9 protein-coding genes and 1 tRNA gene are annotated in these 12479 nt (G+C 39.0%); 1 reads left to right on the top strand and 9 read right to left on the bottom strand.

Annotated features, from left to right (window positions below; genetic code table 11):
- Window positions 1-65 precede the first annotated feature (65 nt).
- The 9 genes from BSHG_RS06955 to BSHG_RS06990 form a co-directional block, all read right to left on the bottom strand.
- Window positions 66-734: a DUF2461 domain-containing protein gene (locus BSHG_RS06955; RefSeq protein WP_008660196.1), complete on the bottom strand. Its 669-nt coding sequence runs from the start codon at window positions 732-734 to the stop codon at window positions 66-68.
- Window positions 735-1021: 287 nt separating this feature from the next.
- On the bottom strand, window positions 1022-1618 hold the full coding sequence (locus tag BSHG_RS06960; RefSeq protein WP_008660194.1) for an aminotransferase class IV family protein: 597 nt from the start codon (window positions 1616-1618) through the stop codon (window positions 1022-1024).
- Entirely contained in the window at window positions 1602-2585 is a 984-nt protein-coding gene (locus BSHG_RS06965; protein ID WP_008660192.1) for an aminodeoxychorismate synthase component I, read from the bottom strand. The genes BSHG_RS06960 and BSHG_RS06965 overlap by 17 nt, the downstream gene beginning before the upstream one ends.
- A gap of 117 nt (window positions 2586-2702) precedes the next feature.
- Complete coding sequence (locus tag BSHG_RS06970; protein ID WP_005794139.1) at window positions 2703-3440, bottom strand: hypothetical protein; 738 nt, start codon at window positions 3438-3440, stop codon at window positions 2703-2705.
- 322 nt (window positions 3441-3762) lie between these two features.
- Window positions 3763-4092 carry an SOS response-associated peptidase family protein gene (locus BSHG_RS0220550; protein WP_005803459.1) on the bottom strand — a complete coding sequence of 110 codons (330 nt, stop codon included), beginning with the start codon at window positions 4090-4092 and terminating at the stop codon, window positions 3763-3765.
- A 449-nt stretch (window positions 4093-4541) separates the two neighbouring features.
- Window positions 4542-4615 (bottom strand) — tRNA-Arg (locus BSHG_RS06975).
- 90 nt (window positions 4616-4705) lie between these two features.
- A complete protein-coding gene (locus BSHG_RS06980; RefSeq protein ID WP_014298909.1) occupies window positions 4706-6160 on the bottom strand; it encodes an AbgT family transporter in 1455 nt (484 codons plus the stop codon).
- Complete coding sequence (locus BSHG_RS06985; protein ID WP_005787590.1) at window positions 6150-6878, bottom strand: DUF5932 domain-containing protein; 729 nt, start codon at window positions 6876-6878, stop codon at window positions 6150-6152. The genes BSHG_RS06980 and BSHG_RS06985 overlap by 11 nt, the downstream gene beginning before the upstream one ends.
- A gap of 28 nt (window positions 6879-6906) precedes the next feature.
- On the bottom strand, window positions 6907-11382 hold the full coding sequence (locus BSHG_RS06990; protein WP_008660189.1) for a DUF5113 domain-containing protein: 4476 nt from the start codon (window positions 11380-11382) through the stop codon (window positions 6907-6909).
- Between the two features lie 130 nt (window positions 11383-11512).
- On the opposite strand from BSHG_RS06990, the gene BSHG_RS06995 reads away from it, so the two are divergent.
- A complete protein-coding gene (locus BSHG_RS06995; protein WP_005803456.1) occupies window positions 11513-12451 on the top strand; it encodes a ribose-phosphate pyrophosphokinase in 939 nt (312 codons plus the stop codon).
- Window positions 12452-12479: the final 28 nt, after the last annotated feature.

Below are 12479 nucleotides of genomic sequence, written 5' to 3'. Positions count from 1 at the left end.
AAGGATGTATTATTGTGTTTCAGAATTAATTTTTTATAGTCACTCAAGAAATATCTGCCCGATTATTACTCAAAATCATCGATAGTGAAATTCGTAAAGTCGGCAAAACGTTTAAATTGCCGGAACACTTCTTCTATTTTGTCCAGAATATCCGGAGTCAAAAAGAAACTGTCCGGGACGGAATAAGCACAAGTGAATTCTTTAGGTTTCAAATAATCAATGTATTTAAAATCTTTCGGGAATCCTTTGGGAGCTGTTTTTAGGAAATCTCCACCTACAATGGGGAAGAATTGCTGAAATTCAGGATCTTCCACTATCGAACGATATTCATCAATGTTATCATAGATAGACTGGCGAAGTGCTTTTAAAATATTAGAAGGCAAGCATAAACTTCCTCCGGCTAGCATGCAACCCTCAGGTTGTATATGTATATAGTACCCACTGTGATAGGATTTTTTCCCTTTTGCGTTAATATATCCCCCAAAATGATTCTTATAGGGAGTTTTATCGGAAGAAAAGCGGGTATCCCGGTAAATGCGATAAGTGCATTCTTTAGGTTGAATACCACGAATACTTTCATCAAAAAGTGAAATACGGGCAATTACTGTGGAAAGGAAATTTTCAAATTCTAAACGGGCTATTTCATACTCTTCCCGATGTTCATTAAACCACTCGCGATTGTTGTTCGCAGTAAGGTCCTTTAAAAAACGAAAGATAACAGGTATATTACTCATTGTGTCATTCTTTTCTGTTTATATCCTACAAATATATAAGAATTATTTGTAACTATCCATAAAACGAAAGAAAAACAGGTATAAAAAAAGCGTCGGCTGCAAAGAGCCGACACTTTAACACATTTATCAATAAAACAGACGCCTCTGTTTCTGACGTACTTACTTATCACAAGCTGGTACAATCTCTTTAATTAATCTTATATCTAATACTATGAAAAACACATCTATATAACATGCCTAAAATGGGTTTTGTTCAAACAGATCGAAAATAAACTTGTTAATAATCGTTATATCCGTATTAGCTCTCTATTGACATCAATCTTTATCTTACCAAAATCAATCATTGCATTGAATAAACAAATCTGGGAATAGTTAAACAATTGGTCTACGGTTATTTCTTTTTCTCTGATTAGATGTTTGTCAATCAATGCCGCTCTTTGGACACCTTTAAGGAGAGGGTGTTTGGGAGTGTGCCACTCTTTTCCGTTAAAGAGAGCAATATTAGCTATAGATGTATCTGTCAACAGTCCATTTCTAGTAATTAATATTTCATCTTGTTCCCGTTTATGCATATAAAGTTCATTTATTGCACTCCGATCTGTACTTTTGTAAGTGTAATCGATATTATCCGAATGAACAATCTGTAAAGAATGTACTGGGCGTATTTGATAAGGTGTGTATAGGATCTCTTCTATCCATCGACTATAGACTACTCTACACTTTATCATTTCTACATTCATTATTGGTTTCAGACTTTCCGATAGATTTAATGGCGGTTCGTCTGGCCAAAAAACAGCACGCGTCTGGTTCATTCGCTCTGTGTGATAATCCAAATTATACACTACTCCTCTCTCTATACGTATCGTTTCAATAAATTGGCACATAAACTTTCTGCTTCATTTCGTTATATTCATTTTCCAAATCACTTTTGCAGGTGATCCCTCCCCCACTTTTAAAAAATATTTGCCCATTCTGCTCTTCAATAAAGCGAATCATAACGGCACTATCCAGTTTTCTCCCGTCAAAGTATCCGGTGATGCCTGTATAGAATCCTCTCTCATATTCTTCTGCTTGCTCTATTATTTCCATTGTCTTGTGCTTAGGAGCTCCTGTAATAGAACCGGCTGGAAGAAGTCTGAAAAGAATTTCTCCCAGATGATCAACATAGCTTTTCGGTAAAACTCCACTTATTTCAGAGCTAGTCTGCAATATGGGACCATGATTGGTATAGAGTGTATCTACATATCGATAGCGGGTTACAGATACATTATCTGCCACTATACTTAAATCATTTCGTATCAGATCAACGATTGTGGCATGCTCTGCTGCTTCTTTTTCATCCTCCATCAGTAATCTTGTGGCAGAAGGTAAAGTTGCATCTATTGTTCCTTTCATTGGATAAGAACTGATTCTTCCATTTTCTATACGAATAAATATTTCTGGAGAAAAAACGACAAAAGTCTCTTTCAACCAAAGTTTGTATAAGGCCCGAGAACGATAAAATATATCTTTTAACCCTAGATTAGTGTTGACTAGGGTCATGCAAGTGAGATTCGTTAAGAAGCTATTTCCACTCAAGATATTTTTCCGTATAATATCAAACGATTTTTTATATTGGCTTAAAGAAATAGGTTGGGGCTGCCATATTATTGGGTATCTGAAAGGTGTAACAACAGACGTGCAGTTTGTAAAACCGTTCAGATTGTAGAGTAGCTCCGATGAATCAATATCATCCACTTTCTCTATAAAAGAACATTCTTGTTTATAATCTATAATAAACAGAAATGCTTTTCCTGCTCCAGCCAGTTTGTTTATACGGTTAATAGCTTCATTTCTACTATAGAATTGCATTATTCTTTGTTTTACTATTTATTCGGGTGGCAAACTTACAATAAAAACAGATGCATACAAAAAAATAGGGTTGCTGATTTGAGCAACCCTATTTTCTTCATCATCTGAATATTCTTCTTACTTAATCATCGCTTTTACCTGATCTTGCATCTGTTTGATTTCAGTTCTATTGGGTGATAAAGTAACTGCCTCTCCCAAATAGTCAACAGCTTTCTTGAAAGCCGCATCCGCCTTTGCTTTTTCAGAAGCATATTTTTCTTTGTTCGAACTAGCTAAAGGAGTTGCTTTCCGTAGAACATCGGCTCCATTATTGTAGAACAATACTCCAAGGCTATATAAAGCGTCAGTCTTCCACTTCTTACTAGTCACATCAGTGGCATGTTTATAGTTTTCTTCTGCTTTCTCGATATTGCCGGCTTGTTGGAATTTCTGTCCTTCTTTCAAATAATAAATAGCATATAATTTTTCAAGAGTAGCATTGCCCGGAACAGCTTTGATACCCTCCGTCAATGTAGCAATATACTCTTGATTATTTTTCATATCGCGATAGGCAGCAGACTTACCTATATATGCATTTGCAAGATTATAATTTTTTTTAATCGCAATATCAAAGTAATCGGCGGCTTCTTTATATTTCTTTATGTTATCTGCACATACACCACAATTATAGGCTGTGACAGAATCCTGATTATTAGTCAGTTTCAGATATTCGCTATATTTTTCAAAAGCAACGGCATAATTTTTTGCATTCAAAGCATCATTACCTTCATTCTTCAACTGATTCGGATCTGTGGTTTGCGCAAAGAAATTATTTGCAGTAAAACATAAAGCAAGTAATAAAATAATTTTTTTCATGGTTATTGTGTTTTTAATTGTTTATCGTTCAAATGTAACACGAATCTGATGCAAACACAATATATTTTTCATCTTTTGACTTTTTTGAAAAGTCAGTAACGATAGTTATTTTTACGTTAAAGAATGCAAGAAAAAGCCAATTGATCGGTATTCTAATGGTTCATTGGCATCTCCCTATGTTTGTTACAGAATACTTTTATCTGTTGATATTTTCTTTATAAAATCATTGCATATCTCGCATGCCTCCGTCTCATCTGCAGGATAAGGTTTAAAGAAATATTCTATTTCTTCCCGAGATAATTCAATATTTAACGATTGTTTTTCATCTTTGGATAACAAAAATAACCGGCATCCGATATTTAGTGTTATGTATATAATCTGTCAGTGGATCCGTAACAATTGTTATGATGGAAAACGTAGCATGCTGCTTGCCTGAGTCCTTATCTACCCAAATATCATAAATACCAGCCGTTGAAAAAGCAGTTTCATTTTTCATTATTTGCCATCGGTAGGCCATGCGTAGGTCTCGTATCGCTTCGTACGCCAGTGTGAATACATGAATCTTATTCACTATCTGCAGGGTTCTAGGGAAACATTTCCGAACAATCTTTTGCATGCTGTTTGTCATGTCAGGTGTAAACTCTTTCACCATATTGCACAGTTTTATGTCAATGAGCAGTTCTCCTTTACTAGTGCCATCTCGTCCATACAGAATGGTATCCTATGTTTTTAGGATAAAGAAAATGTATCATTAAATTAATCCCAATCATTATAATCACACAGATGTTGTTTATACTGATTCTATAACTGCTTTCTATCTAAGCCATAATTGCTCTGTAACAATTTGACAGTAAACAGCATGATTGCCTAAGTAATACTTTTAACACACCTCTATTCTGAATGTTGCCGCCACAATATATGAATTTAGTTATGTTGAAACAATGTTGAAACAAAAGTAGCATCTTAAATCAAAACTAACAGGAATGATGATAGAAAAGAAATAGCTGTAAATTATGTCTTTTAAGGGATTTAGATCAACGCAAAATACTGATAATCAAACATGGTAAAATAAAAAAGACAGCCAATAGACTGTCTCTTTTGTGATTCCGAAGCGATTCGAACGCTTGACCCACGCCTTAGAAGGGCGTTGCTCTATCCAGCTGAGCTACGGAACCATCCTTCATTGCGAGTGCAAAGGTAGTGCTTTTTCTGAAATCTCCAAAAAAATCTGTGTCTTTTTTTACTTACATTTTCACATATATATTCTATAATCCTAAAGGTAAGCCAGTTAAGTACCAAATAAAAAGTAACATTGTCCAGCCTATCAGTATATATACCGAATATCGCCAAGTGTATTTTAAGAGTGAACCATAAGTGGCTTGCTTATCATACTGTTGCATGTAGGTCAACACTAAAGGCATATAGAACATGAATGGAGTGATAGCATTAGTTGCGCTGTCACCTATCCGGAAAGCACATTGTGTCATATCCGGTTCAATCCCCATTCGTGCAAATACCGGTACGAAGATAAATGCCATAAATGCCCACTTAGCAGTAGCAGAAACCATAATCAGATTAATGGTTGCGGTGAACAATATAAATAAAATCAAAGTCCATAAAGGGCCTGCCTGCACAGAAGACAGTAAATTGGCACCTATGATAGCCACACATTTATCTAAATGTGAATATTCCAGGCAAGCAAACATCTGAGCTGCAAAAAAGGCAATAACGAGATAGCCACCCAATAATTTCATGGGTTGTGCCAATCCTTCTATCACATCGTTATCCGAACGGTAACGTCCGGAACTAAACCCATAGACCATTCCCATAATAGCAGCTCCCAGCGACAATAAGAACAAAATCCCCATAATGAATGGTGAACGTATCAGTCCTCCATTTACTCCACGCAAGATACCCCAGGAAGAAAAAGTGGCCCATAAAATGATTGCAGCATAAAGCATTCCCACAACGATTGCCATTGTCATGGCCCGGCGTTCTTTGCGTGACAATTGTTTATAGCCTTCAAATATCTGTTTCCCCTCATATTGTCCCAGAGAAGGAATCAGTCGTTTGCAGGTTATCCTATAAATTATGGCTCCGATGACGAATGTAGAGACAGACATAAAATAATAATTGCACAATGGTCCCGTATTTCCCTGATATACTCCGGAATCAATGGCTGCTTCCTGTGTCGTACGGGCAATTAATGGGTCCATGGTGCTCAGCACTACATTGGCACTGTAGCCACAGGAAACCGAAACATATGCGGTAATAATTCCCGCTACCGGATTTAATCCTACCGAATAAAACAAAGTGGCTGCTATCGGAAGCAATATTATATAACCTGCATCTCCTACTATATTCGATAGCAATCCAAGAATAATCACCCACAGGATGATCCTCCTGGTATTTTTTCGATTTTTCACCCCTTGCCGGACACAAGCATCAATAAAGCCGGAATGTTGAGCTACCCCGATACCAAACATTGCTATCAGCACCATTCCCAACGGTGCAAATCCTGTGAAATTAGTAATTGCATTTCGCAACATCCAGCGAATACCCTCCGGACTCAGCAGACTTTGTACACGAATCTCTGCTCCTGTCTGTGGTAGTTGCACCCTTAATCCATAAATATCGAATATCCAGGATAGAAAGATGACTGCCAGCGTAAACAGGAAGAACATCGTTGCCGGATGTGGCATACGCCATTTACTCTTCATCTGCTTCCAGATTGTCCAAATCAATTATACGAAGTTCTAATGCACGGACCACCAGTCTGGTTGCATTTACTCCTACCCGTTCACCCTGTGGAAACAACCTTCCGATCAGATCATTCTGCCGCTTCTCTAACGATTTCACTCCGAAAGGCATACCCTTTAGGTTAGCTATCATTTCTTTGGTATACCCCAACGCCAGATGGCGGAGGAAACGTTCATCATATTCATCAATATCATAACTGATGACAGCCTCTTGACGCTTAGCGTCGTTAGCCACTGATTTTTTAAACCGCTCCACTATTTTCTCCAGAATCGGATAATTGAATACCAACTTCTTCCCATCCATTACGGCCTGTACATCCGTCTTGGTAAGTAATTCACCTGTTTTCAAGATAATTCCGTCTGCTCCGGCATTCAGCACATCTACCCATAGCTTCTCATTTAAAATTTCTCCGGTGAATATCAAGACTCTCACTCCCGGATAACGTTTAAAGATATTCCGGCATATATCGACACCGATTGTTGTAGAGCCTCCCAATCCCAAATCCAGTAACACCATATCAGGTAATTGTGTTTCCATCAAAGGCCAGAATTCATTTTCAGTCATTGCCGTACCTATTACCTCAGCATTGGGTATTTCATGGCGAAATATTTCTTCTGTTCCTTTCAGTTCCAGTTTTACATCTTCTACAATAATTACTTTAAATTTCTTATCTTCCATACTATTTTATCTATGTATATTTAGTTTTTTATCTTTTGGGTACTGTAAAATAGACCGTGAATCCTCCTCCCTGTGCCGGCTCTGCATTAATGCGACAACCACGCCTTCCGGCAAATTCATCATGGTCACGAATAATTTGTTTGCAGATCAGATATTCAGTTCCTCGTAGTTCACCTTTCTCTCCTGAAGTCATACGTGCCAGATTCGGATAAAATAATTGATTCAGTTCCTCTACTTGCTTCTCACGTCTTCTGTCTGTGAACAAAAAACGAACATATTCTCCATCCATAATGGCTTTTAAAACCAATTCTCCATCCTGATGGAAAGAAAGGGCTTCATCAATGAGGTTCTCTATAAGAAAACGCAACTGATTGATATCTCCAATGACTTTGGCTTCAAGGGGCTCTATAGTCAATGTTATCTTATAGTCAACCCCTCTACTTATTCTTTTGAAGTATTTGCCGGCATATGCCATTATATCCGTAACCGGTATTGTAGCCCTTCGGAACGTTACTTCTTCCAGTTGTCGGGAAGCACAAGAACTCAATATCCTGAAGATTCCTTTATAATATTCTATCAATTCACTGATAGTCTCCACACACTCCTTTTCCTCTTCTCCTGATAGGGAGTGGGTATTCAGCCTGCCGATGATCTGTTTGATTTTGTTTGGATAATAGATTGTTTCATGCTTGATGGTCGAGAGACAGTTGTCCAACACCATATTCTGTACATGCAACATACTGTCTTCCCACGAAGCTCTCCTGGTCTCCTCGTGTGCCGCTTCGATGTCACGGTATTTTGTGGCAAGTCTGACAACCGCATTGAACACCACAATGCCTACATATCTGGAGATTAACTGAAACAACAAACGATCCGCTTCTTGCATACTGTCCTCCTGTTTTTCCAGATATAATACACCGACACACTGATGTTTCCCTCCTGCATCAACCAGCAAAGGTAATGCTTGCATATCTCCGTCCGAAAGATAAGTCTGATTATCAAAACACTGCTGTATGATTTCCGGAGGTGTATCCATACGGGGAGTGGAAGCAAATTCAAGCCGATGTCCCATTTCATTATAAACAGCAATCCCCAAACATTCTATAGTCAACAGCTCATTCATCGAGTCGAATGATTCGTTTACGATTCGTTGTGGTATCTCTTTCAATGTATCTTCTTCGCGTTGTAAAGCTTCCGCCGACTCCTGTGTGCGCACTAATGAAGAAGCGAATACCTTTTTATTGATTTCCAAGACCTGTTCCAGATTTAATCGGTTCAAGAGCCTTTTACGAACATACAAAAGATAGTAACCACAGAGAGATGCCACCAATAAGAGGATACATAAGATAATTCCTACCGTTTTATTGGTTGTTGAGCGTTCCAATTGCCGGCAATAGCCTTCTAATGACTGATCTTCCCCTGTCAATTTATACAATGCCGTATAGGCAACATTATTATAAGTATAAGCATCCAACTTTTTAAGTCCCAAAAAAGCGACAGATGCTTCATTACGTACATCAAGTATCACATGAAAATCCGTATTATAAGGTTCTACCCACCATTCCAGTTCGGCCGGAATCCCACTTCCCACCAATTTCATAAATCGTTGGGGATGACGGGCATATTTTTTATAATGTGCATTGAGCCGGTTTAATGCTGAATCGGCATACTGCAACGCAAGTTCAAAGTTTTCTATAACATTGCAATAATAAACTGTATCAGCAAATCTGGATGCTTCGTCCAACAGACGTTCATATTCAGCTTCAGCTGCTAAGGTTACGGAATCTACCGGAATATCTTTCAGTTTTTCAGGCATCGGTTCGCCTTGACAGGAGAAGAAGCCGAATAATCCGACCAGACATAAACAAATCCCGATTATTTTACGGACTCCGAGAGGTAGTCGGAAGTAAAAACGGCTGCCTTTGCCCGGTGTACTTTCTATGTTAAATGTACATATTCGGAACAGATCATTGGTCTTTTTATATTTTTCAATGATTCCCTTGCAGTTCATCAATCCGAAGCCACTGCCCTTACTCCGCTTCAATTCTTCTTTATCCGGATTGTCTTTCATCCCTATCGATTGGGAATCATAAACCTTCTCACCGATAATCTTCGTTATATCTTCAGTCGAAAGTCCGCGTCCGTTATCCTCTACAGAAATCTCAACATATTCATCAGTCCTCTTAGCATATATCTTCACTATACCCCCTTCCGGAGTATATTTTCGGGCATTCTCGGCTAATGTATTAATCATAAACAAAGTCAACGCTTTATCAGCCTTCACCAATGCCTTTGTAGGTTCTATTTCAAGCCTTTGTTTCTTCATTTCAAAGGCTTTACGTCCTTTACTTATCAATTCAAAGAGTTCGTTTAATTCAAAATTCTCTATATTCAGACTAAGCGAACCTTGTTTCATCTTAATCCACAAAGCCAATATATCATTATATTCATTGATTGTAGTTACCAACTCGTCGATGTATTGATACTTTTCTTTCTTTATCCGATCGTTGTTTATAAAGCCCTTTTCCGTCAATTTATGAACTTCATTGATAATTCGGTCTATATACGGATTGATTCCATCCACAATGGCCAGACATGATTTTTTTATCAGGTTCTGCCGTTTGTTCCCGGCAATATGCTGTTCGTAGACGTACCTTTGTTTTTCCAACTTATTCCGTTCATCTCCCAATGAAATAAATGTCATTCCATTGTCCAATGCCCAGGCAATATAGGGAGAGATAACTTTCACCAATGCCTGCTCATCCTTATTCAGGCGATGACGGGTAAATAGTTTCAGAATCCCGATCGGTTCCGTTTTATCAGGTACATACAGATTAAATACTGACCCGATACCAACCTCTCCGATCGACTTGGGTTCATCAGTCTGTTCACTCTCACATTCTTCATTAAATTCGATGTCTCCCGTTTCTTCATTTCTTATCCCGATACGGATTTCTGTAGCACCGAACAATTGCTCCATATCCGGTTGAATAGATTCCGAGATAGCGTATACGATTTCACTTTCATCTGTTACATCCACCGGTATGGAAGCTGTGATTTTCTGGCAAACATCCAAAGTCTGCCGTAGACGTGCAATATGTAGCCGGTTCCGTACTTTTGACCTCTTATTGAATAACCAAAACATGGCAGTCACCAGTATAAGTCCTATAATCACGAAAAACAATACCACGTTCAATTGTCTGGACTCTTGTTCTAATGAAAGATAGCGGCTTTCCAATTCTTTATCCTGACGGGTATACCGCAAAATATCCAAATAAACATTTCTGTTATAATCCGACGCCGGTTTCATTCCCAGGCAAGCATACGATACACTCAACTGTTCGCGTATTCTGGAAATCCATTCCGGTACGGTTTTTACCTTTTCTTTTCCAAGCCAGGTTACTTCTGTATATGCCACATCTTTATTAGGAACAAACACCTGTAACTTGTCGAGCGTATCCGCCACAGAATGATAGTATGACATATGATGTTGGTTCACACAGTCCAAAGCTTTTGCCAATGTATCCAATGCTTCTGTATACCGTCCGTGGGCATTCAAATATTTACCGATCGACACATACGCACCCGCTATCTGATAAAGATCGTTATATTTGCGAAAACGTTCCAGTGCCATCTGCCCCAAACGCAACGGTAACAATGAATCCACTGGTATGCCGAACCCTGTCAGAGCGTGTGAACGCCTGTTCAGAAATAGTTCATAACTCTCCTGAGATGCCATTAAATTGGTGAGTCCTTGCAAACCATTTCCTTCAAAATACAAATATCCTTGCTCCGATGCCATTTTCCAGGTTGTATATAACTCATCGAATTCTTCAAGTTTTCGTTCATCCGGTGTTTTACCCTCACACAGTCCGGCCGAACCTTTTATATAATGGAAATAAAGAATTTGATTTGTATCAGTCGCCAAGTCTTCATTTAATTGTATTTCATTCAGCGAAGCCATAGCCTCGGTACGTTGTTGCAGATAATAGTAATAAACTGCCGAAACGATAAAAAACTCTGTAAAGGCATAATCCAACCGGGCACTCTCGTGACGGTCGACAAACAGATTATTTTCTTCATCAATCCGCTTCATCCTCCTGATTGCACTGTTCCGGTAGTCATAAAACTCCTTGTTCATGGCCGTCCGCTGATAAATTTTCATCAATCCGATGTCGGCAATCAAAAGTTCCAATTCATTTTTCGTCAGGTCATATACCCCTTTATGCAGGCGTTCAGCTGTATCAAAATCCATCCGCATAAAAGCGCAAAAAGCAAGATTATTGGATGCTTCCGCTTTCCCCTGACTGTACATGCTAACTTCTTTGTACGCTTGCGATGCAGCCTTGCAGGAAGAATCCAGATCTCTATACCGGTACATATAAGCCCGTGAATTTAGCGAATCAATGTGCTGTACCTCCTTAGTCGGAGCTGTATCGACACAAGAGAAAAATGTCGTCAACAACAACATACAGAAGAGTGGTATAAGCAAACGCGGATTCATTTCTTTCAGATACAATTAGTGTTTAGGTAGCAAAACTACAATTTTTTCTACAATAAGTCTTTTAAAATGCCTAGATAATTCATACCTTTGCGCGCAAATTATAACCAATAGGTAACAACTATTACACACAATGAGCGAAAAAGCACCCTTTATGGTATTCTCGGGAACTAATTCGAGATACCTGGCAGAAAAAATCTGCGCAAGCCTCAATTGTCCTCTGGGAAACATGAACATCACCCACTTTGCTGATGGTGAGTTTGCCGTTTCTTACGAAGAGTCAATTCGTGGCGCACATGTATTCCTGGTTCAGTCCACTTTCCCTAATTCCGACAATCTGATGGAACTCCTTCTGATGATTGATGCAGCTAAGAGAGCTTCTGCAAAGAGCGTTGTTGCAGTTATCCCTTACTTCGGATGGGCACGTCAGGACAGAAAAGATAAACCACGTGTTTCTATCGGCGCCAAGCTGGTAGCAGACCTGCTTTCAGTAGCAGGCATCGACCGTCTGATCACAATGGATTTGCACGCAGACCAGATTCAGGGCTTCTTCAATATTCCGGTGGATCACTTATATGCTTCGGCTGTGTTCCTCCCCTATATTCAGTCATTGAAGCTGGATGAACTCGTGATTGCAACTCCTGACGTTGGTGGTTCAAAGAGAGCAAGTACATTCTCCAAATATTTGGGTGTACCTCTGGTACTCTGTAACAAATCACGTGAAAAAGCAAATGAAGTCGCTTCTATGCAGATCATTGGTGATGTAAAAGGTAAGAATGTAGTATTGATAGACGACATTGTCGATACAGCCGGAACCATTACCAAAGCTGCCAACATCATGCTCGAAGCCGGTGCCAACTCTGTACGTGCCATTGCCAGTCACTGTGTAATGTCCGATCCGGCTTCATTCCGTGTTCAGGAATCAGGACTGACCGAGATGGTATTCACCGACAGTATTCCTTACTCTAAGAAATGTGTCAAAGTAAAGCAGTTGAGCATTGCCGATATGTTTGCAGAAACAATCAAACGTGTGATGAACAATGAATCCATCAGCTCACAATACATTATCTAAAAGATAGAAGAACAAGGACAATAAAAAA

The organism is Bacteroides sp. 3_2_5 (assembly GCF_000159855.2).
In the GTDB taxonomy this organism is placed as follows: domain Bacteria; phylum Bacteroidota; class Bacteroidia; order Bacteroidales; family Bacteroidaceae; genus Bacteroides; species Bacteroides fragilis.
Note: the sequence above shows the minus strand (reverse complement) of the source record. Positions and strands in the feature narration are given on the sequence as shown.